Origin of the sequence: Roseateles oligotrophus (assembly GCF_025717515.1) — a bacterium.
Taxonomy (GTDB): Bacteria; Pseudomonadota; Gammaproteobacteria; order Burkholderiales; family Burkholderiaceae_C; genus Paucibacter_A; species Paucibacter_A oligotrophus.
In genome coordinates this window covers 339,810-359,282 of the sequence record NZ_JAJIRN010000005.1, presented here as the reverse complement: position 1 = coordinate 359,282, position 19,473 = coordinate 339,810, and the positions used below count along the sequence as shown (strand labels likewise).

Below are 19,473 nucleotides of genomic sequence, written 5' to 3'. Positions count from 1 at the left end.
TTAGTCGTAAAATGCTGCAACGCACAAAATCTAGCAGTATTGAGCCTGCACCGCTTGCGTCGGCCATCAGCCAGCGCCTCACTTGAACCCAAGGGCACACCATGCTGTATCAGCTTTTCGAAACTCAACGCGCGTTGATGAGTCCGTTTGCAGAGTTCTCCAGCGCATCTGCCAAGCTCTACACCCACCCACTGTCGCCGTTCTCGCATTCGCCGATGTCGCAGCGCGTGTCGGCCGGGCTGGACTTGATGCATCGCCTGGCCAAGGAATATGAGAAGCCCGAGTTCGGCATTCGCGGCGTGGAAGTCGACGGGGTTGAAGTGGCGGTGCAGGAGTTGGTGCCGCTGACCAAGCCTTTCTGCCGTCTGATGCGCTTCAAGCGCTATACCGACGATCTGGCGGTCTTGTCCAAGATGAAAGACCAGCCCACCGTGCTGGTGGTCGCTCCCCTGTCCGGCCACCACAGCACTTTGTTGCGTGACACCGTGCGCCAATTGCTGAAGGACCACAAGGTCTTCATCACCGACTGGACCGATGCCCGCATGGTGGCCAAGGAAGTTGGCGCCTTTCATCTGGACGACTACATCGAGTATGTGCAGGAGTTCATCCGCTTGGTCGGCCCCGACTGCCATGTGATTTCGGTCTGCCAACCGACCGTGCCGGTGCTGGCTGCGATTTCTTTGATGGCGTCCGCCGGCGAGCCAACACCGCGCAGCATGACCATGATGGGCGGCCCCATCGACGCCCGCAAGAGCCCGACGGCGGTCAATAACCTGGCCATGAACAAGCCTTACAGCTGGTTCGAAAACAATGTGATTTACCGCGTGCCGACCAATTTCCCAGGTTCCGGCCGGGCGGTCTATCCGGGCTTCTTGCAGCACACCGGCTTTGTCGCGATGAATCCCAATGTGCATATGAGCTCGCACTACGATTACTTCCTCGACTTGGTGCGCGGCGACGACGACAGCGCCGACTCGCACCGCCAGTTCTATGACGAGTACAACGCCGTGCTGGACATGCCGGCCGAGTATTACCTCGACACCATCAAGACCGTGTTCCAAGACTTTGCCCTGGTCAATGGCACTTGGAACGTCAAGGGACATCTGGTACGCCCGCAAGACATTCACGGCACCGCCTTGCTGACTGTGGAAGGAGAGCGTGACGACATCTCCGGCGCCGGCCAGACCCGCGCGGCGCATGAGCTCTGCTCGGGCATTGCAAGCGAGCATCAATACCATTACGACGCCGTCGGCGCGGGCCATTACGGCATCTTCTCGGGTCGTCGCTGGCGCGAGAATGTTTATCCGGAAGTGAAGGCTTTTATCGGCAAATACGACCGTCCAAATGCCTTGGAAGCGGTGGAGGGTACGCCCCCGGCCGCACGTAAAGCCCGCAGCCGCACTTGACGACTCAAGCAAAGTCAGCGGCCCTGCAGCAGTTCATCGCTGCCATCGACGCTGCGCTGCCGCAGACGCAGTGCACCCGCTGCGGCTACCCCGACTGCCACGCTTACGCCGTGGCAGTGGCGGCCGAGCAGGCGCAAATCAACCAATGCCCGCCCGGTGGCGCCGAGGGCATCAGGCGTTTGGCCGCAATCACCGGACGCAGCGCCTTGCCCTTGAGCGCCGAGCATGGTGCCGAAGGGCCGCTGAAGCTGGCGGTGATTGATGAAGCCTGGTGCATAGGCTGCACGCTGTGCATCAAGGCTTGCCCGGTCGACTGCATCGTCGGGGCACCCAAACAAATGCATGTGGTGGTGGCCGAGCAATGCACGGGTTGCGAGCTCTGCGTGCCGGCCTGCCCGGTCGATTGCATTTCGCTCGTGGCACTCAAGCCCGAGCTCAGCGGCTGGGCGGCCTGGGGCGCGCCGCAAGCGGATGCCGCCCGCGAGCGCTATCGGTTTCATCAGTTGAATCAAACCCGCGCCGAGCAAGAAAACAGCGCCCGCTTGGTCGCCAAGGCCGAGGCCAAGCTGGTCGATCTGGCGGCGGTGTCCAAACTCACTGAACCGACGGCGTTGGACGCCAAACGGGCCGTCATCGAAGCGGCGCTGGCGCGCGCACGCGCCAAACGCCAGGGCTGACGCAATCGGTCTGAGCGAGGCCAACCGCAGCGGCGGTTGACGAAGCCCAAGTCCGCCGAAGCCGCCAGCATCATCGCGTAGGTCTCGGGCTCCGGCACCGCGGCGGCCACATCAATGTCGATGGGAGCCAAAGCGCCGGCCGCATTGAAGTCCAGTTGAACCTCTCGTACTGATGGCCCTGCTACATAGCCCTGCACCAGGTCTTTGCCAACGGAGCGGGTGTAGGGATTGCCTATCACCTTGTGCGCGACGCCGTTCAATTTGTTTTATCCCGCGTTGTCTGGTTCTTTTCGCGGCCCGGATCTTGAGCAAACATCGGCTTGCAGTCCTCTCGCAAAAATCAAGCAAACTTCACGGCGACGTGAGGACTGGCTCGGCGAAAAATATTCCAATCTCGTCTGTAAGGAAAGCCCGCTCTAGCTCGACATATTTTGATGAAGCAAACAATTCTGCTGGTTGAAGACGACGACGCGATTGCCGATCTGGTGCAACAACAGTTGTCGGAGGCCGGTTATCGGGTTCAGCGCGAAGCAGATGGCTTGCTGGCCATGAAGGCCATTGAAGCCCAGCGTTATGACCTGGTTTTGCTGGACCTGATGTTGCCGGGCGCGGATGGTTGGGAGGTCTGTCGTTTTCTGCACGCCAAACACCAGCAAGTGCCTTTGATCATCGTCAGCGCTCGCTCGGCCGAGGCGCACCGGGTGCTGGGGCTGGAACTGGGCGCCGATGACTATATGGTCAAGCCGTTTTCGGTGCTGGAACTGGTGGCGCGGGTGCGTGCGCTGCTGCGCCGGGTCGAAAAAATGCGCCAACCCGCCGCCTCGACGGCCGAGCTGTATTTTGGCAAGCAGCATCGGCTGGACCCGGTCAGTCGGGGCTTGCGCTGCGGTGATGCGGCGATTGCCCTGACGCTGCGCGAGTTTGATCTGCTGTATTTCTTGGCGCGTCATCCGGGCCAGGTTTTCAGCCGCACCGATCTGCTCAACCGCGTCTGGGGCAGCGGCTTTGACGGCTATGAACACACCGTCAACTCACACATCAACCGCCTGCGAACCAAGATCGAAGAGAACCCGCAACAGCCGCGTTTGATTGAAACGGTCTGGGGCGTGGGCTACAAATTTGGCCTCGCGCGCAAAGGCGAAAACGCCGGAATTTGACCTGGAATATCCACTATGCGTTTGAGTTTTTCACGTCGCCTGAGCCTGGTGCTGGCCTTGTTGCTTTGTGGTTTCGGCCTTCTGGTCGGGCTGGTCGGGCGTGAGGTTCTGATCAAGCAGGAAATGGAAACGCTGCAAAGCCTTTCACATGGCCTGGCCAAGCACATCGTCGAGCATTGGCCCACGGTCACTCAGAGCAGCAATAGCGCAGCCGAGCGGCTCGCCCTTGACGAGGTCTTGGGCATGCTGATGGTGGTCAACCCGGCCATCGAGGTCTATGTGCTCGACAGCCAAGGCCGGGTGCGAGCCTATCTGGGCGACCCCAAGGCTGTGCTGCGGGCGCAGATCGATCTCGAACCGGTGCGCGCTTTTCTGGGAGGCGCGGCGCTGCCGCTGATGGGCAGTGATCCGAAGGCCTTGGGCCAAGGCAAAAAAATATTCAGCGCGGCGATGTTCCCACCCCGTCCCGGTGACAGTAAACCGCCCGGCTATCTCTACGTCGTGCTGGAGGGTCAGGCGCGCGAGCAGGTGGCGGGCAGCGTCGGCCTGCTGCGGATATGGAAGAGCCTGGCTTTGCTGCTCGGCGTCGCCTTGTTCATCACCTTGGCCTTGGGCTTGAGCTTGTTCCACCGGCTGACCCAACCGCTGCGTGGCCTGGCACTTCGCATGCACGCGTTCGGCCCCGGCGCGGGTCAGTCGCAATCTGGTGGCCCGGCAATCGCGGTCGACGAGGTGCAAGCCATCTCGGCCTCGTTTGAGGCGATGGCCCAACGCATCGAGCAACAACTGCTCGAGCAAGCCGCCGCGCAGGCCGAGCACCGCGAAGTGGTGGCCAACGTCGCGCATGACTTGCGCACGCCCTTGACCGCCTTGCATGGTCATCTCGAAGCGCTTGAACGTTTGGGCAGCGCGCCGCCGCCCGAGGCTGGCCGGCGGCACCTGGGCATTGCGCTGGCGCAAAGCAACAAGGTGCGTCGCTTGTCGCAGCAGCTCTTCGAGCTGGCCAGCCTGCAGTCCAGTCAGCAAGTGCTGCACGTGGAACGTTTTCGTCTGGATGAGTTGGTCACCGATGCGGTACAAAAATTCTCCTATAGCGCCGCAGCCCCGACCGTCTCGCTGGGAGGCCCGCCGCCCGGCCCGATTGAGTTACAAGGCGACCTGCAACTGATCGAACGCGCCTTGACCAACTTGATCGACAACGCCTTGCGTCATGCGCCCAGCGAGCAGCCGGTTGAAGTCAGCCTGCGACAAGAGCCCGAGCGGATCACGGTGATCGTGGAGGATCATGGACCGGGCTTGCCGCCCGAGCTGGCCCGCCGTCTGGACTGCGGCCAAGGCGTGCGCGAGCCGCTAATGCCTCGCCCGGGCGGCGGCTTTGGCGGGCTGGGTTTGGCGATAGCCCAGCGCATTGCCACCTTGCATGGCGGCAGCCTCAGCACCCGGCCAAGCTCGCATGGCGGGACGATTCTCTGTTTGGCCTTGCCCTGGGCTGCGGCTTAATGTAGCCCCACAGCGCCTCGAAATTTATGGCCGGCCTATTGGCCCCAGCCCATTGCAGGGCTTGCTCCAGACTCAGGACATGAGCCAGTTGTGGCGAGGCTGCCAACGACAAGGCGAGCCCTGAAGGCAAGGTCTGTGTGAAGGCGAAATAGCAGGGGAATAAAGCGGCTCAGATGCCAGCGACTCGAAAGAGAAGGCTTCGCATCGAACTCTCGGCCCGGAACCAATTTTGCCGATCATTTCAAAAACGTCGAGCCGGCCGGCTCGGCTGCACATCACATCATTTGTTCGATCAGATCCATCTCATCGGGAGTCTCATCGATCATGCGGTCAAAGTCCGCAGCGGCGAATTTACCCTTGGGGATCAAGGGCTTGTCCAGCGGGCGATAGACGCGGCTGTGCAGGCCGTTCAGGCGTTCGGAATGTTCCATCGCCGAGACCACCTCCTCGGGGTTGAGCAGCATGGCAAAAGGGCTGAACAAGGCGCTTGCAAATTGGGTGCTCAACATGGTGGTGCTCCGGTTTCGTTACGTTTCAAGATGTAAGCAACTGTAGGGAGCCGACCCGGTTTGGCATAGTCGGGGCCGCGCCAATGCGCTTGTCAGACAAACTCCTAGTCGTTTGCTGCAGCGAACGAGCGGAAGCTTATGCCTAGCCGCCCGATTTGGCCATTAGCTTGAGCAGCTTGGCCTTCAATTCATCGCGGCCTGCGGTGGCGGCAAAGTCAGCAGCGCTGAGTCCCTTGTCATTCGCCAAGTTGACGTCGGCGCCGGCCTTCAGCAAGACCGATGGCAGATCCAAGGCACCGTAGCGGGCCGACATCATCAAGGCCGTGCTGCCATTGGGTGAACGCGCATTGATATCGGCGCCTTGGCTCAGCAGCCAAGCGCTGACGCCGTTATCGGGGCCGCTGGCGGCGTAATGCAAGGCCGTCCAGCCCGCGGTATTGATGGTGGCGCCCTTCTTGACGATCTTCTGAACCCAGTCGAGTCGCCCCTTGATGGCCGCCAGCATCAGCGCAGTTTCGCCGTTCGCATTGACGGCATTGATGTCCAGTTTCGGATAGGCGAGCAAGCTGTCCAGCGCCTTATCCGAATCCTCCCGCAAGGCCATGCTGAGCGCCAAACGTCCCCGTGCATCGCGTGCATTAGGGTCAACGCCGCCCTGAAGCAGCTTGGACAAGACGTAGCCGTTGTCCAGCTCCGCCGCCATCACAAGATCATCGATCGGAGCCGCGCGGCAAGCGCCAACCATAGCCAATCCGAACACGAGCCCGAACCCGAACCCATGCGGCCCCAACATGCCGAGCTTGCGCATCTCTTGCCCCTCTTAATTCAGTCCGAACAGGCGGCGGCAATTGGCCGAGGTTTGCGCCGCCAACTCCGCAATCGATATCCCCTTGACCGCCGCCAAGGCCGCGCCCACATGGGGCACGTAAGCCGGGCTATTGGTGCGCCCCCGGTAAGGCACAGGGGCCAGATAAGGACTGTCGGTCTCGATCAGCAAACGCTCCAGCGGAAGCGCCGCGGCCACATCACGCAAATCCTGCGCGCTCTTGAAGGTCAGGATGCCGGAGAAGGAGACGTAATAGCCACGTTCGACGGCAGCCAAGGCCACTTCGACACTCTCGGCAAAGCAATGAAACACGCCGCCGGCCTGTTCGCCGCCCTCCTCGTCCAGCAAGCGCAAGGTGTCGGCCGCGCTGCTGCGGGTGTGGATCACCATCGGCTTGGCGGCTTGTCGAGCGGCGCGTATATGGGTGCGAAAACGCTCCCGCTGCCATTCCATATCGGCTTCGATGCTGCGGCCGTTGAGGCGGTAATAGTCAAGCCCGGTCTCGCCTATGGCTACCACCTTGGGGTCGGCCGCGCCAGCCACCAGTTCTTCTACGCTGGGCTCATGCACATCCTCGTTGTCCGGGTGAACGCCGACGGTGGCCCATAGCTGCGGGTATTGGTGCGCGAGGCTCCGAACGAGCGGGAATTCCTCCATCGTGGTGCAGATGCAGATCGCTTGCTCGACCTGCGCGACGGCCATTTCGGCAAGAATTTCCGGCAGTCGGGACTGCAACTCGGGAAAACTCAGATGGCAATGGGAATCAATGAACATGGACGCGGGCAAAGGAGTTGAACGACAGCAAGAGGCCGCCTCGGCGAGGCTGGCTCAGATGGTCTGGGTCGGCTTCGAAGAGGAAATTTGGGTACCCAAAATCTCTTCGATTTTGATCTTGACCATGCGGCTCTTTTCGTCCGCCGGGAAGCGCACACCGATGCCTTGGGTGCGTCCGCCGGAGGCATTGGCCGGCGTCAGCCATGCAATCTTGCCGGCCACCGGGTAACGTTGATTGTCATCGGGCAGGGCCAGCAGCAGGTAAACGTCTTCGCCGAGCCGGTACTCGCGATTGGTCGGCACGAACAGGCCGCCGTCCACAAACACCGGCATATAGGCGGCGTACAGCGCGCCCTTTTCTTTGAAGGCCAACTGAATCACGCTCGGTCTCGCACCGGCCGAGGCCGCCAGCGGGGCGGCAGGCTGGCCGCTCGCCAGGGCGGCACCGATGGATTTGGAGGGCAGATCACTCATGGGGTCAAGTGTAGCGACTGCGCCGGCTTGCTATCGCGCGAAAAGGGGCTCCAAACGAGCATCAAGCACGGCGCGGCGTGGCCTCCATCAAGGCTTGGCGCCCTTGCGCGAACAGCGACTCCATCAGCAAGCCGGCATTCAAGGGATGCTCGGCATGGCGGGCAGCACGGCGCAGCGCCGCGTCCCAGGCATGCAAGGGTGCGGCGATCTTCGGGCTGGGCAATGACTCGACCGCGAAATAGCTGGGCGCAGCGCCATGGCTTCGCCGCACCAGATCATGGCAAAGGCGCTGCAAGGCGTCTATAGCGCGCGTCAGCGGCCAGTCGGCCAGGGCCGCCGCCTCTGCGCGGGCCAAACGCTGCGGCAACTGCTGCCAGGCGTTAGCACGCAGACCCGCGTCGAACCAGTCTTTCGCCTCCTGAGGGCGCCCGCCGGCGGCCATCAACAAGACCTCCGCGCCGTCAACGCCCTGTTCGCTCAACCATTGCAGCGCCGGCGCCTGGGCCGGCAGACCCAGCGGCAAGGGTTGGCAACGGCTGCGAATGGTCGGCAGCAAACCCTCGGGCGAGTTGCTGGCCAAAACAAACCGCAGCAGGCCGCCCGGTTCCTCCAGCGTCTTGAGCAAGGCATTGGCCGCCACATTGTTCAAGGCCTCGGCCGGATAGACCACCACCACCTTGGCGCGGCCACGCGCCGAAGTCACCTGCGTGAAGCCCAGCATCGCGCGCACCGCATCGATCTTGATTTCGCGGCTGGGCTTGGTCTTGGAGGCTTTGGGCTCGCCGTCCTTGCCGGGCTCAGCCTCTTGCGCCCAGCCCAAGGACTCACGCAGCGCGTCGGGAAGCAGTAACTGGAAATCCGGATGGGTATGCGACTGAAACAGCAGGCAACTGGCACAGTGGCCGCAGGCCTGGCCCGGTCTTTGATGTACGGACGCGGGCTGTGCCTCACACAGCCAGGCCTGCGCCAGCAGCAGCGCCAGATCGAACTGCCCCACCCCTGCCGGCCCCTGCACCAGCAGGGCATGCGAGCGGGCCGTCGCCAGCGCTTGCCGCAAGGGCTCCGCCAACCAGGGCAGCGGCTGTGACTGAGCGCCGCCTACCATCCGCGCGCCTCCATCACGGCGGCGATTTGCGCGGCCACCTCGGGCACCGACAAGCTCGCATCGATACGCGCAAAACGCTGCGGCGCTGCGGCGGCACGCTCCGCGTAGCCGCCCCGCACGCGCTCAAAAAATTCCAAGTCCTGCTGCTCGAAGCGGTCGGCCTCGCGGGCCGCCGCACGACGCTGCGCCGCCATCAGCGCGGGCAGATCAAACCACAGGGTCAGGTCGGGCTGGCGCCCTTCTTGCACCCAATCCTCCAGCGTCTCCAATATGCTCAGGTCCATGCCGCGCCCGGCGCCCTGGTAAGCAAAACTGGCGTCGGTGAAGCGGTCACACAAGACGGTTTGGCCGGCCGCCAATGCGGGCTCGATGACGCGCTGCAAATGGTCGCGTCGACCGGCGAACACCAGCAATGCTTCGGTCAGACTGTCCATGCCACTGTGCAGGAACAGGCCGCGCAGGGTTTCGGCCAAGACAGTGCCGCCCGGTTCACGGGTATTGACGACGGCCGCGCCACCTTGCGCCAAGCGCTCGGTCAAGGCCGCGATATGGGTCGACTTGCCGGCCCCGTCTATGCCTTCGAAGGTGATGAATCTGGATTTCACTGAGATTGCTTGGACTATTTGCCGCGCTGGAATTTGTTGACCGCGCGATTATGCGCGGCCAGATCGTCGCTGAACTCGCTCGACCCATCGCCTCGGGCCACAAAGTACAGCGCCCGGCTGCGTGCCGGATGCAGCGCCGCCAGCAGCGAGGCATTGCCCGGCATCGCGATCGGTGTCGGCGGCAGGCCGCCACGGGTATAGGTATTGAAGGGCGTGTCGGCCTGCAAATCGCGCTTGCGCAGATTGCCGTCGAAGCTCGGGCCTAGGCCATAAATCACCGTAGGATCGGTCTGCAAGGGCATGCCGATACGCAAACGGTTGATGAAGACGGCGGCCACCAGCCCCCGGTCGGCGGCCGCGCCGGTCTCTTTTTCAATGATGGAGGCCAACACCAGCGCCTCATCGGCACTCTTCAAGGGCAGGCCTTCGCTGCGGCCCGCCCAGGCGCTATCCAAACGCTTTTGCATCGCTTTATAGGCGCGCTTCAACACCGTCAGATCGCTAACGCCACGGCTATAGGCATAGGTATCGGGGAAGAAGCGTCCTTCTGCGGCTTTTGCAGCTTGCGCCGGCGCACCGAGCAAGCCCATCAACTGCGCCTCAGACAAATCGGCCGTGCTTTGCTTCAAGGCCGGCGCCTTGGCCAGCGCCGCGCGCACCTGGCGGAAATTCCAGCCCTCGATCAAACGCAGCTGTTCCAGCACCTCGTCGCCACGCACCATCTTGGCCAGCAGCTCGCGCGGCGTGACGCCTTGGTGGATCTCGTAGCTGCCGGCACGAATCAAACGGGACTGCCCCGACCAGCGAAACCATTCATACAGCAGGCGGGTGTCGGTCTGCACGCCCGCATTGACCCAGGCCTGCGCGACCTCGCGCGGTGAGCTGCCGGCCTCGATCGACAACTCGACCGACGGCGCTGCCAGGCTCAGAGGCGCTTGCAACCACCACCAAGCCGCTGTGCCCAGTAGCGCGGCAAGCAAAAGCAGGCTCGCCAGCAATTTGCCCAAAAATTTCATCACCAATACCCTTTTGCCCACGCCCTGATTCGGGGGCTGATGATAATCGCGCCATGACTACATTCAGCACCCACACCATCAATGGCGCCGCTCGTTTGACGCAATGGGGCGTGATCCGCGCCCAAGGCGAGGAAGCGGCCAAGTTCTTACACAGCCAACTGACCCAGGACTTTGCACTGCTGGGGCTGCATGAAGCGCGTCTGGCCGGCTTTTGCTCGGCCAAAGGGCGGCTGTTGGCAACCATGATCGGCTGGAAGACCAGCGAGCAAGAGGTGTTGCTGGCCCTGCCGGCGGAGTTATTGCCATCGATCCTGAAGCGCCTGTCGATGTTTGTGATGCGGGCCAAATGCAAGCTCAGCGATGCCAGCGCCGAGGTGCAGCTCTGGGGGCTGAGCGGAGACATTGCCCAAGCCTGGCTGGGGGACGCGGCGCCAGCGCAGCGCTGGGCCAGCGCCAAGGTCGGCGCGGCCAATGTAATCCGCCTGCCCGGCTTGGCTGAACATGCCCGCTTCCTACTGTCCCAAACGACCGAGGACGCCGCACCGCCGCTGCCCGCATCGAGCGAGGCCGATTGGCAATGGCTGGAACTGCTCAGCGGCCAGCCCTGGGTGCTAGGCGCGACCACCGAACAGTTCGTGCCGCAGATGCTGAACCTGGAACTGCTCGGCGGCGTCAACTTCCAAAAAGGCTGCTACCCGGGCCAAGAGGTGGTGGCGCGCATGCAATACCGCGGCACGCTCAAGCGTCGGACCTTCTTGTTCGAGACCGAGGGTCAGGTTTTGCCAGGGCAGGATATTTTCCACAGCGAAGACCCCGCTCAGCCGGCAGGATTGGTGGCCAATGCCGCCAGCAAGGGTGGGCAATCGCTGTTGTTGGCCGAAACCAAGATCGCCGCACTCGCCAGTGGCAGCTTGCACCTGGGGTCGGCTGATGGCCCTTTGTTGAGCCCTATCGCCCTGCCCTACGAGCTGACGGAACCACAGTGAACACTGCGGGCTTGTTGCCTGAGCTGTATGTCTATTACCGTGTAGACGCGGCCCAAGCCGAGGCTGCCTTGCGGGCCTTCGATCAGGCCGGGCTTGGCTTCAATGGCCCGCGCTTGCTGCGTCGCGAGCATGAGTCGCCCGGCCAACAAACCTGGATGGAAATTCACTGCGGTGCCCAGGCCCAAGAGAGCGAGGCAAAGCTGGCTGCATTGCTAGCGCCCTACATCAGCGGCGCCCGTCATATCGAGCGCTTCTTGCCTCTGCGCCCGGCTCACTCACCTCAAGTCAAAGCGCCCTGACCATCTCGACATGGCCGATGCCGGCCTCCTCGAACACAGCGCCGCGCTGCGTGAAACCGGCGCGCGTATAAAAGCCCGCCGCCGAGACCTGCGCGTGCAGCAGCACCTCGCGGTAGCCTTGCACGCGCGCTTCCCGCATCAGCGCGTCCAACACCGCACGCCCTATGCCGCCGCCTCGCAAAGCAGGCAGCACCGCCATGCGGCCGATCTTGGCCACCCCCGGCACATGCGGCAGCAGTCTGCCTGTGGCCAGCGCCACGCCCTGTTGATTGAAGGCCACCGCGTGCAAGCAGCCTTCGTCGGCCGCGTCCCATTCCATCTCGGCCGGAATCTTTTGCTCCTCGACAAACACCGTCTGGCGGATCGCGCCGGCTGCAGCCCCCAGCTCCGACCATGGACCCAAGCGCACTTCGGTAGGGCCCGGCTTAGAAATCCGTGGTTGGGGGCTTGGCTCGTTTTCGGTCTTCGTTGTCATGCTTGAAAAGCCTCTTTGACGGCGAGGCCACAGGCCGCCAGCGCGGTCAAGGCCTCAGGAATCGCCCGCCCCATCTTGATGAAGTCATGGGTGACACCGCGGTACAACTCCAGCTGCACCCGCCCGCCATTGGCGCGCAGCTGGTCGGCGTAGGCAATGCCTTCATCGACCAGCGGGTCGCATTCGGCCAGCAACACACAGGCGGGCGCCAGGTCACTGTGGTCGTCGGCCTCGAGTGGTGCAAAACGCCAATCGCGCTTGTGATGGTGCGAGATGTAGTGATTGAAGAACCAATCGATCGAGGCGGCATCAAGCAAAAAGCCATTGGCGAACAGCTTGTGCGAGGCCGTGTCAGCATGCGCCGTGGTGCCCGGCGTGATCAACAACTGCAGCGCCAGCTTCAGACCGATGTCACGCGCATGCAGCGCGCAGACGGCCGCCAGCGTGCCGCCGGCGCTGTCGCCCCCGACGGCAATGCGCGTGCCGTCCAGCCCGTAGCTCTCAGCCGCCTTGGCCAGCCAGGTCATCACAGCCCAACAGTCATCCACTGCCGCCGGAAAGCGATGCTCAGGTGCCAAGCGGTAATTCAGCGACAGCACCGCCGCGCCGCTGCGCAGCGCCAGTTGGCGGCACAGGCTGTCATGCGTATCCAGGCTGCCAATGGTGAAACCGCCGCCGTGCAGATACAGCAAGACAGGTAGACGCTCATCGCTCGGCGCATAGAGGCGCGCGGCCAGCGGCCCCTCGGCACCCGGCACCTGCAAATTCTCGACCCGGGCCAAGGGCGCGCGCGGCAGGTCCAGGATTTCCGCCCCCATCAGATAGCCAATCCGCGCTTGCTTAGGAGTAAGGCTGTGAAAAGCCGGGCGATTCGCGCGGTGAATGCGGCTCAAAACGCCGGCCATCTTCGGTGTCAACAAGGTGCTACTCAAACAGAACTCCAGGGTTTAGGCTAGGCGCCAGGCTGCGATTTTCACATCACCCAAGGAATAAACATGGCCCTGATCCAATACCTGACCCAGATCCAGCTCGAATTTGGCGCCGTCGGGCTGTTGCCGCAGGTCTGCGAGCAGGCCGGCATCCACCGCCCCTTGGTCATCACCGACGCCGGCGTACGGGCGGCCGGCGTCATCGGGCGCGCATTGGCGCCTTGGGGCGAGCATGCGCCGCCGGTGTTTGACCAAACCCCCGCCAATCCGACCGAGGCCGCCGTACGCTGGGCCGTGCAGTTATGCCATACGGGCCATTGCGACGGTTTGATCGCCATCGGCGGCGGCTCCAGCATGGATCTGGCCAAGGGCGTGGCCATCGCCGCCACGCACCAAGGGCCGCTGAAGAACTTCGCCACCATCGAAGGCGGCAGCCTCAACATCACCGCTGCGGTGCTGCCGGTGATCGCCGTGCCGACGACCGCAGGCACCGGCAGCGAGGTGGCGCGCGGCGCGATTTTGATCGTCGATGACGGTCGCAAGCTGGGCTTTCACAACTGGGCATTGGTGCCCAAGTTCGCGCTGTGTGACCCCGAATTGACCTTGAGCCTCCCGCCCGGCTTGACGGCCGCCACCGGCATGGACGCAATCGCGCATTGCATGGAAACCTTTATGTCGGATGCCGTCAACCCACCGGCCGACGGCATCGCCTTGGACGGTCTGCGCCGTGGTTGGGCGCATATCGAGCGGGCCACGCGCAACGGACAAGACCGCGAGGCGCGTTGGCAGATGATGAGTTGCAGCATGCAAGGTGCGCTGGCGTTTCAAAAAGGCCTGGGTTGCGTGCATTCGCTCAGTCATGCGCTGGGCGCGGCCGACCCGCGCTTGCATCACGGCAGCTTGAACGCGGTCTTTCTGCCGGCGGTGATTCGTTTCAATGCCTCCGCGCAAGGCATGCAGCGCGACCAGCGGATCGCACGCATGGCGCAGGCAATGGATCTGGGCAAGGACGGCGCCAAGCTCGACGGGGTGGCGTTGGCAAGGGCCGTTAGCGAGATGAACGCTCGCCTGGGTCTGCCGTCAGGCTTGTCCGCGATGGGCGTCGACATGGCGATCTTCGCTCAAGTCATCAAGGCGGCCTTGCTTGATCATTGCCACAAAACCAACCCGCGCGAAGCCAGCGCCGCCGACTATCTGGAGATGCTGCGAGCGTCCTGGTGAATGCTGTTTCGAAATGAAGCATAGGGCCACGCAGCGGCCGAATTTGCTGCGGGAATGTCCTGCCCCTAGCACGTGGGATCAGCCGCGCGAATGGCCCGTTACTGAGTTAGATTGCAAGTGCGGCGGCGCCATCAATATCGACTAGCGTCACGACGCATTTGGGGAAATTCTCAATGAACTTTCGCGTGCAATTTCGAAAAGTCGCCGCAGCTGCGGCAGTTTTTGCTTTGTTCGGCGGCGCGCAGGCCGCCACCTACGACTATGTCGGTGACACCACGGGTGCGCCGACCTATAACCGCCTGCTGGTCGGTCTATCCGGGCTCTCGAGCGTGGGCACGGCCGTCGCTTACCAAACCTTTAGTTTCCAAGTAGACACCGCCGGCAGCTATGCCTTTTTAAGCACGGCCACGCTAAAGTGGGACAACTTCCTGTTTCTCTACAAGGACAGTTTCAACCCCGCTGCCCCCATGGCCAACGCCTTCAAGGGCAATGATGACGCCCCAGGCCTTGGCATCGGTAGCGCCGGCTTTAGTGCCGATCTGATCACCGGCAAGGAATACGTCGTCGTGACGACCGGCTTTGGCAATACAAACTTCGGCGCCTACGCCAATTCGATCACCGGTGCAGGTACGGTGATGCCTTCCGCCGTACCCGAACCCGAGAGCTATGCCTTGATGGCGCTGGGACTGGGACTTGTCGGCTTCATGGCTCGGCGGCGCATGGGCGCTCAAGCATCGGCCTGAGCGGAAACTACTTTCCGCATAAAAAAACCCGGCCGAGGCCGGGTTTTTTTCGATCAAAGCCGAACTTGATCGGCCCATCAATCAACCATGCTTGGCATCGAAGAACTGCTCATCTTCGGTCGAGCCCTTCAAGGCCGCGGTTGAGGCATCGCGTTCGATCGTCGTGGTGACCGCATCGAAATAGCCGGTGCCAACCTCGCGCTGGTGCTTGACGGCCGTGAAGCCACGCTCGGCGGCGGCGAATTCCTTCTCCTGCAACTCGACGAAGGCGCTCATATTGTTGCGGGCGTAGCCGTAAGCCAGTTCGAACATTGAGTGGTTCAGGCTGTGGAAACCTGCCAGCGTGATGAACTGGAACTTGTAGCCCATTGCACCCAACTCGCGCTGGAATTTGGCGATCGTCGCGTCGTCGAGGTTCTTCTTCCAGTTGAACGACGGTGAGCAGTTGTAGGCCAAGAGCTTGCCGGGGAACTTGGCATGGATGGCGTCGGCGAATTGCTTGGCAAAAGCCAGGTCGGGCTTGCCGGTTTCGCACCAGATCATGTCGGCATAGGGTGCATAGGCGAGGCCGCGGCTGATCGCCTGCTCGATGCCGTTGTTGGTACGGTAGAAACCTTCAACCGTGCGCTCGCCGGTGCAGAACGGTTTGTCGTTGGCGTCGATGTCGCTGGTGACCAGATCGCCGGCCTCGGCATCGGTGCGGGCCAACAAAATCGTGGGCGTGCCCATCACGTCGGCGGCCAGACGAGCGGCGACCAACTTGGACACCGCCTCACGCGTCGGCACCAAAACCTTGCCGCCCATATGACCGCATTTCTTGGCGGCGGCCAATTGATCCTCGAAATGGACACCCGCAGCGCCCGCTTCGATCATCGCCTTCATCAACTCGAACGCATTCAGCACGCCGCCAAAACCGGCTTCGGCATCGGCGACGATGGGGGCGAAGTAGTCGATGTCATTCTTGCCTTCCGACCATTGGATCTGGTCGGCACGGGCGAAGGTGGCGTTGATTTTCTTGACGACCTTGGGCACCGAGTCGACCGAGTAGAGCGACTGGTCCGGGTACATCTCGCCATTGCTGTTGGCGTCACCGGCGACTTGCCAGCCGGACAAATAGATCGCCTTCAGGCCGGCCTTGACCTGCTGCATCGCCTGGTTGCCGGTCAGCGCGCCGAGCGAGTTGACGAAGGGCTCGGTGTTGATCAGGCCCCAGAGCTTGTCGGCGCCGCGCTTGGCCAGCGTGTGCTCGACCTGCAGCGAGCCGCGCAGACGCACGACGTCGGCGGCGCTATAGCCACGGGTGATGCCCTTCCAACGTGGGTTTTCGGCCCAGTCTTTTTCGAGGGCGGCGATTTGCTGGTCACGGGTCAAGGTCGTCATGTTGAATCTCCTGCGGGGTGATGAAAGAAAGAAACCTAAAAAGGACGGCAGCGATCTCTTGCTTGCTGGACTCAAGATTAGCGCCACCGCCCTTCCGCAGGGAGACTTATGTCTTATATAAGACTAAAAACATTTTCCTTGAAAATCAATAGCTTAACGCATTGATTTCTGATTATGAAATGCAATTCTTCATAATGAGAAAATTTGCGGCAGTGCAGCATGACTTCAATTCACGATGCGCAAGCGTTATTTCACATCACGGAATTTGTCGAAAATTCAACAGGTCGGTCTCAGAGCCCACCGACAAAATAGCGTTTCAAACCTGCCAGAACCATCTCGACGGCGATCGCAGTCAACACCAGGCCCATCAACTTCTCGATCGCGGAGATGACCGAATCGCCGAGCAAGCGACGAATACGGTCGGCCATCAACAGCGTCAGGCCCGAAACCCACATCGCCGCGACCAAGGCGCCGATCCAGTCCCAGATACGCTCGGGTTGGCGCGAGGCCAGCAACAGCACCGTCGCCATCGCCGACGGGCCGGCCAACAAGGGCACGGCGAGTGGGAAGATGAAGGGTTCCTTGCCCGGCTCCAGGCCATAGGCCGACTCACCGGCCGCGCCGAAGATCATCTTGATCGCGATGATCAACAGAATCACCCCACCGGCCACCTCGAGCGAGCGCTCGGACAAATGCATCACCCGCAAGAACACATCGCCAAAGAACATAAAGCCCAGCAGCGCTATAGCGGCCATGCCGACTTCTCGGCCGGCCACCCGCGCCCTCCTCTCCTTCGGCACGGTCTTCATGATGGAGACAAAAATAGGCAGGCTGCCGAGCGGGTCCAAAACCAGCAAGAGCAGGATGAAGGCGGAGAGAAAGCTATGGTCCATGAGTGATTGTCGCCGCCAGTGGCGGCCCCTGCAGCTATCCTCGGGCCAAAACCAGCCCGTTCAAGAAAAACAATGACGACCACGATGAAAACAGAACAGCTCGACGCCATCGACCGCAAGATCATTGAAGTGTTGCAGCGCGACGGCCGTGCCTCCAATGTGGAGTTGGCGCTTCAAATCCACTTGTCGGCCCCGCAATGCTTTCGGCGGGTCAAGGCCTTGGAGGATCGTGGCGTGCTGCGCGGCTATCGGGCCTTGGTGGCGCCGCAGACGCTGGGCCTGGGCGTTACGGCCTATGTCAGCCTGAACATCGCCGGCGAGGCCTTTGATCGGGTAAGGGAGATCGAGACGCTGATCCGCGACTTCCCGGAAATCCTCGAATGCCACACCGTCTCCGGGGACTGCGACTATCTGCTCAAAGTAGTCGCGCAAGACCTGAAGTCGCTGTCGCAGTTCCTGACCGACCGGCTAATGCAAATCAAAGGGGTAGACGATGTGCGCTCGATGATCTGCCTGGAGGAGATCAAGCCGCCCTCGCCGCTGCCGGTGCGGGCCCTCAATGAATCGACTTAACCGCGCGGATGATGCTGGGCATGAATAGCCTTTAGCCGTTCACGTGCCACATGGGTATAGATCTGCGTGGTCGACAGGTCGGCATGACCCAAAAGCAACTGCACCGCGCGCAGGTCGGCGCCATGGTTGAGCAGATGGGTGGCAAACGCATGGCGCAAGGTATGCGGGGACAAAGGGCTGGTGATGCCGGCCGCGAGCGCGTATTTCTTCACCAGCGTCCAGAACATCTGCCTTGTCATGCCGGCGCCGCGCACGGTCACGAACAACTCGTCGCAGCGCAGGCCTTTGAGCAAATTGGCTCTGGCTTCCTGCAAGTAACGCATTAGCCAGCCATGCGCTTCTTCACCGAAGGGCACCAGCCGCTCTTTGCTGCCCTTGCCGGTGATGCGCAGCGCCGCCTCTTTGAAGCCGACATGCACGCTCTTGAGCGTCACCAACTCGGTCACCCGCAGGCCGCTGGCATACATCAGCTCCAGCATCGCGCGGTCACGCAGACCGAGCGCGGTGGCGGTGTCGGGCGCGGCCAATAGCAATTCGACCTGCAGCTGGCTCATCAGCTTGGGGACACGCAGCGCTTGGCGGGCGTTTTGCAGGCGCAGCGTCGGGTCGGCTTGTATCCGCTGCTCCCGCAGCGCCCAGCGGAAATAGCGTTTGAACACACTCAGGCGCCGGTTCGAACTGGTGGCGCGACTGCCGGCATGGCGGGCGCTCGCGTAGGCCAGCAGGTCCGGCTCCTTGCATTCATCCAGCGTCAGCGCGGGACAGTCCGGCCGGGCCAGCAACCAGTCGGCCAGCAGGCTGAGGTCGCGCCGATAGGCCTCCAGGGTATTGGCGGCAAGCCCGTCTTCCAGCCACAGCGCCTCGATAAAGCCATTGATCGCTTGTTGGCTGGCGGCGCCTTTGGAAGCCTGCGATATCACTCCAGCTTGAGCTTTTGCTGCGCGACCACCGACTTGTAGACCTCGAACTCCGCCTTGATCTGGGCGGCGAACTGCTCGGGCGTGTTGGCCAAGATGATGGAGCCGGTATCTTCGATGCGTTTCTTCACATCCGGCAATTCCAGCGTCTTTTTGACCGCACCGTTCACCTTGTCGACGACCTCTTTGGACAGTCCCTTGGGACCGTAGATGCCGTAATAAGCCATCCGGTTGACCGGCTCCAAACCGATTTCCTTGAAGGTCGGCACATTCGGCAACTGGCTCAGGCGCTGTGGGGCGGCGACAACGATGGCGATCAAACGGCCATCTTTGATGAAGGGCAAGGCGGAGGGCAGATTGTCAAAAATCATCGGCACCTGGCCGGCCACCGTGTCGTTCAGCGCCGGGCCGGCACCGCGGTAAGGAATATGGGTGACGAACACCCCGGCCAAGCTCTTGTACAACTCCATTTGCAAGTGGCCGATGCCGCCGGTGCCGCTGCTGGAGAAGCTGTACTTGCCGGGATTGGCCTTCAGCTCGGCCAAAAAGCCCTTGTAGTCCCGCGCCGGAAACGAGGGGTGGACGGCAATCACATTGGGCGTGGCCGCCACATTGATGATGGGTGTGAAGTCGGTGATGGGGTTGTAGGCAATCTTGGGGTTGATGGCCGGGTTGGCGGCCGTCGTCGACACCGTGGCCATGCCAAGCGAATAGCCATCGGGTGCGGCCTTGACCGTCTCGCCGGCACCGATCGTGCCGCCGCCACCGGCCTTGTTCTCGACCACCACGGTCTGGCCCAAGGCCAGATGCAGCTTCTCGGCCACCACACGGGCGACGATATCGGTCGTGCCGCCCGGCGCAAAAGGCACCACCAAGCGCACCGGCTTGGTCGGATAGGTCTGCGCCACGGCAGGCTGCACGCCAGCTAAGCCCAGCACCAAGACACTCGCACTTAACAAACAATGACGACGATTCATGTCGATCTCCATTCTGAATTTTCGCAACACA

General features: G+C 62.2%; 21 protein-coding genes and 2 pseudogenes. 9 read left to right on the top strand and 14 right to left on the bottom strand.

What is annotated here, in order from left to right; genetic code table 11:
• Positions 1 to 101: 101 nt before the first annotated feature.
• Together LNV07_RS12855 and rsxB are read left to right on the top strand one after the other, a co-directional pair.
• Entirely contained in the window at positions 102 to 1,406 is a 1,305-nt protein-coding gene (locus LNV07_RS12855; RefSeq protein ID WP_263571556.1) for a polyhydroxyalkanoate depolymerase, read from the top strand.
• Positions 1,403 to 2,083: an electron transport complex subunit RsxB gene (rsxB, locus tag LNV07_RS12850; RefSeq protein ID WP_263571555.1), complete on the top strand. Its 681-nt coding sequence runs from the start codon at positions 1,403 to 1,405 to the stop codon at positions 2,081 to 2,083. The genes LNV07_RS12855 and rsxB overlap by 4 nt, the downstream gene beginning before the upstream one ends.
• Positions 2,084 to 2,115: 32 nt before the next feature.
• Here the strand turns inward: rsxB and LNV07_RS25555 are convergent.
• A pseudogene (locus tag LNV07_RS25555) lies at positions 2,116 to 2,181 on the bottom strand (PEP-CTERM sorting domain-containing protein); the annotation flags it as partial.
• Between the two features lie 336 nt (positions 2,182 to 2,517).
• Here LNV07_RS25555 and LNV07_RS12845 point away from each other — a divergent pair.
• Positions 2,518 to 3,240, top strand: coding sequence for a response regulator transcription factor (locus tag LNV07_RS12845; RefSeq protein WP_397545565.1), 723 nt, complete (start codon positions 2,518 to 2,520; stop codon positions 3,238 to 3,240).
• A 15-nt stretch (positions 3,241 to 3,255) separates the two neighbouring features.
• Positions 3,256 to 4,740 carry a sensor histidine kinase gene (locus tag LNV07_RS12840; RefSeq protein WP_263571554.1) on the top strand — a complete coding sequence of 495 codons (1,485 nt, stop codon included), beginning with the start codon at positions 3,256 to 3,258 and terminating at the stop codon, positions 4,738 to 4,740.
• A 275-nt stretch (positions 4,741 to 5,015) separates the two neighbouring features.
• Here the strand turns inward: LNV07_RS12840 and LNV07_RS12835 are convergent, their stop codons facing one another.
• The 7 genes from LNV07_RS12835 to mltG all read right to left on the bottom strand — a co-directional run bounded on the left by LNV07_RS12835 (position 5,016) and on the right by mltG (position 10,049).
• Entirely contained in the window at positions 5,016 to 5,249 is a 234-nt protein-coding gene (locus LNV07_RS12835; protein WP_263571553.1) for a hypothetical protein, read from the bottom strand.
• A gap of 142 nt (positions 5,250 to 5,391) precedes the next feature.
• On the bottom strand, positions 5,392 to 6,057 hold the full coding sequence (locus LNV07_RS12830) for an ankyrin repeat domain-containing protein (RefSeq protein ID WP_263571552.1): 666 nt from the start codon (positions 6,055 to 6,057) through the stop codon (positions 5,392 to 5,394).
• A 12-nt stretch (positions 6,058 to 6,069) separates the two neighbouring features.
• Positions 6,070 to 6,849, bottom strand: coding sequence for a TatD family hydrolase (locus tag LNV07_RS12825; protein ID WP_263571551.1), 780 nt, complete (start codon positions 6,847 to 6,849; stop codon positions 6,070 to 6,072).
• A 54-nt stretch (positions 6,850 to 6,903) separates the two neighbouring features.
• Positions 6,904 to 7,323 carry a PilZ domain-containing protein gene (locus tag LNV07_RS12820; RefSeq protein WP_263571550.1) on the bottom strand — a complete coding sequence of 140 codons (420 nt, stop codon included), beginning with the start codon at positions 7,321 to 7,323 and terminating at the stop codon, positions 6,904 to 6,906.
• A 61-nt stretch (positions 7,324 to 7,384) separates the two neighbouring features.
• Complete coding sequence (locus LNV07_RS12815) at positions 7,385 to 8,428, bottom strand: DNA polymerase III subunit delta' (protein WP_263571549.1); 1,044 nt, start codon at positions 8,426 to 8,428, stop codon at positions 7,385 to 7,387.
• Positions 8,422 to 9,039, bottom strand: coding sequence for a dTMP kinase (gene tmk, locus LNV07_RS12810; protein ID WP_397545569.1), 618 nt, complete (start codon positions 9,037 to 9,039; stop codon positions 8,422 to 8,424). Before tmk ends, LNV07_RS12815 begins: the two co-directional genes overlap by 7 nt.
• An 8-nt stretch (positions 9,040 to 9,047) precedes the next feature.
• Positions 9,048 to 10,049 (bottom strand): endolytic transglycosylase MltG, encoded by a 1,002-nt coding sequence (gene mltG / locus LNV07_RS12805; RefSeq protein WP_263571547.1) that lies wholly within the window; start codon positions 10,047 to 10,049, stop codon positions 9,048 to 9,050.
• Positions 10,050 to 10,102: 53 nt separating this feature from the next.
• Here mltG and ygfZ point away from each other — a divergent pair, with 53 nt between their 5' ends.
• Both ygfZ and LNV07_RS12795 read left to right on the top strand, forming a co-directional pair.
• Positions 10,103 to 11,035 (top strand): CAF17-like 4Fe-4S cluster assembly/insertion protein YgfZ, encoded by a 933-nt coding sequence (gene ygfZ / locus LNV07_RS12800; protein WP_263571546.1) that lies wholly within the window; start codon positions 10,103 to 10,105, stop codon positions 11,033 to 11,035.
• Positions 11,032 to 11,334 carry a DUF4936 family protein gene (locus LNV07_RS12795; RefSeq protein WP_263571545.1) on the top strand — a complete coding sequence of 101 codons (303 nt, stop codon included), beginning with the start codon at positions 11,032 to 11,034 and terminating at the stop codon, positions 11,332 to 11,334. The genes ygfZ and LNV07_RS12795 overlap by 4 nt, the downstream gene beginning before the upstream one ends.
• On the opposite strand, the gene LNV07_RS12790 is transcribed toward LNV07_RS12795, so the two are convergent.
• Positions 11,321 to 11,809 carry a GNAT family N-acetyltransferase gene (locus LNV07_RS12790; protein ID WP_318013723.1) on the bottom strand — a complete coding sequence of 163 codons (489 nt, stop codon included), beginning with the start codon at positions 11,807 to 11,809 and terminating at the stop codon, positions 11,321 to 11,323. The two genes, LNV07_RS12795 and LNV07_RS12790, sit on opposite strands and share 14 nt — an antisense overlap.
• Positions 11,806 to 12,714 (bottom strand): alpha/beta hydrolase, encoded by a 909-nt coding sequence (locus tag LNV07_RS12785; RefSeq protein WP_263571673.1) that lies wholly within the window; start codon positions 12,712 to 12,714, stop codon positions 11,806 to 11,808. Before LNV07_RS12785 ends, LNV07_RS12790 begins: the two co-directional genes overlap by 4 nt.
• Before the next feature lie 90 nt (positions 12,715 to 12,804).
• On the opposite strand from LNV07_RS12785, the gene LNV07_RS12780 reads away from it, so the two are divergent.
• Together LNV07_RS12780 and LNV07_RS25610 are read left to right on the top strand one after the other, a co-directional pair.
• Positions 12,805 to 13,959 carry an iron-containing alcohol dehydrogenase gene (locus LNV07_RS12780; RefSeq protein ID WP_263571544.1) on the top strand — a complete coding sequence of 385 codons (1,155 nt, stop codon included), beginning with the start codon at positions 12,805 to 12,807 and terminating at the stop codon, positions 13,957 to 13,959.
• Between the two features lie 632 nt (positions 13,960 to 14,591).
• Positions 14,592 to 14,702, top strand: a pseudogene (locus tag LNV07_RS25610) (PEP-CTERM sorting domain-containing protein); the annotation flags it as partial.
• 81 nt (positions 14,703 to 14,783) lie between these two features.
• Here the strand turns inward: LNV07_RS25610 and aceA are convergent.
• Entirely contained in the window at positions 14,784 to 16,082 is a 1,299-nt protein-coding gene (gene aceA, locus LNV07_RS12770; RefSeq protein WP_397545564.1) for an isocitrate lyase, read from the bottom strand.
• Positions 16,083 to 16,372: 290 nt separating this feature from the next.
• Complete coding sequence (locus LNV07_RS12765; protein WP_263571542.1) at positions 16,373 to 16,975, bottom strand: MarC family protein; 603 nt, start codon at positions 16,973 to 16,975, stop codon at positions 16,373 to 16,375.
• A gap of 84 nt (positions 16,976 to 17,059) precedes the next feature.
• On the opposite strand from LNV07_RS12765, the gene LNV07_RS12760 reads away from it, so the two are divergent.
• Positions 17,060 to 17,548 (top strand): Lrp/AsnC family transcriptional regulator, encoded by a 489-nt coding sequence (locus tag LNV07_RS12760; RefSeq protein ID WP_263571541.1) that lies wholly within the window; start codon positions 17,060 to 17,062, stop codon positions 17,546 to 17,548.
• Here LNV07_RS12760 and xerD read toward each other — a convergent pair.
• Together xerD and LNV07_RS12750 are read right to left on the bottom strand one after the other, a co-directional pair.
• A complete protein-coding gene (xerD, locus tag LNV07_RS12755) occupies positions 17,545 to 18,468 on the bottom strand; it encodes a site-specific tyrosine recombinase XerD (RefSeq protein ID WP_263571540.1) in 924 nt (307 codons plus the stop codon). The genes LNV07_RS12760 and xerD overlap by 4 nt on opposite strands.
• Positions 18,465 to 19,442, bottom strand: coding sequence for a tripartite tricarboxylate transporter substrate binding protein BugE (locus LNV07_RS12750; protein WP_263571539.1), 978 nt, complete (start codon positions 19,440 to 19,442; stop codon positions 18,465 to 18,467). Before LNV07_RS12750 ends, xerD begins: the two co-directional genes overlap by 4 nt.
• Positions 19,443 to 19,473 lie beyond the last annotated feature (31 nt).

Coding starts and splice junctions, on each gene's coding strand:
- LNV07_RS12840 (WP_263571554.1), top strand. CDS start 3,256: ATGCGTTTGAGTTTTTCACGTCGCCTGAGCCTGGTGCTGGCCTTGTTG.
- LNV07_RS12825 (WP_263571551.1), bottom strand. CDS start 6,849: ATGTTCATTGATTCCCATTGCCATCTGAGTTTTCCCGAGTTGCAGTCC.
- aceA (WP_397545564.1), bottom strand. CDS start 16,082: ATGACGACCTTGACCCGTGACCAGCAAATCGCCGCCCTCGAAAAAGAC.
- LNV07_RS12835 (WP_263571553.1), bottom strand. CDS start 5,249: ATGTTGAGCACCCAATTTGCAAGCGCCTTGTTCAGCCCTTTTGCCATG.
- mltG (WP_263571547.1), bottom strand. CDS start 10,049: ATGAAATTTTTGGGCAAATTGCTGGCGAGCCTGCTTTTGCTTGCCGCG.
- LNV07_RS12815 (WP_263571549.1), bottom strand. CDS start 8,428: ATGGTAGGCGGCGCTCAGTCACAGCCGCTGCCCTGGTTGGCGGAGCCC.
- LNV07_RS12765 (WP_263571542.1), bottom strand. CDS start 16,975: ATGGACCATAGCTTTCTCTCCGCCTTCATCCTGCTCTTGCTGGTTTTG.
- LNV07_RS12845 (WP_397545565.1), top strand. CDS start 2,518: ATGAAGCAAACAATTCTGCTGGTTGAAGACGACGACGCGATTGCCGAT.
- LNV07_RS12855 (WP_263571556.1), top strand. CDS start 102: ATGCTGTATCAGCTTTTCGAAACTCAACGCGCGTTGATGAGTCCGTTT.
- LNV07_RS12750 (WP_263571539.1), bottom strand. CDS start 19,442: ATGAATCGTCGTCATTGTTTGTTAAGTGCGAGTGTCTTGGTGCTGGGC.
- LNV07_RS12780 (WP_263571544.1), top strand. CDS start 12,805: ATGGCCCTGATCCAATACCTGACCCAGATCCAGCTCGAATTTGGCGCC.
- LNV07_RS12785 (WP_263571673.1), bottom strand. CDS start 12,714: ATGGCCGGCGTTTTGAGCCGCATTCACCGCGCGAATCGCCCGGCTTTT.
- LNV07_RS12760 (WP_263571541.1), top strand. CDS start 17,060: ATGAAAACAGAACAGCTCGACGCCATCGACCGCAAGATCATTGAAGTG.
- LNV07_RS12820 (WP_263571550.1), bottom strand. CDS start 7,323: ATGAGTGATCTGCCCTCCAAATCCATCGGTGCCGCCCTGGCGAGCGGC.
- LNV07_RS12790 (WP_318013723.1), bottom strand. CDS start 11,809: ATGACAACGAAGACCGAAAACGAGCCAAGCCCCCAACCACGGATTTCT.
- LNV07_RS12830 (WP_263571552.1), bottom strand. CDS start 6,057: ATGCGCAAGCTCGGCATGTTGGGGCCGCATGGGTTCGGGTTCGGGCTC.
- ygfZ (WP_263571546.1), top strand. CDS start 10,103: ATGACTACATTCAGCACCCACACCATCAATGGCGCCGCTCGTTTGACG.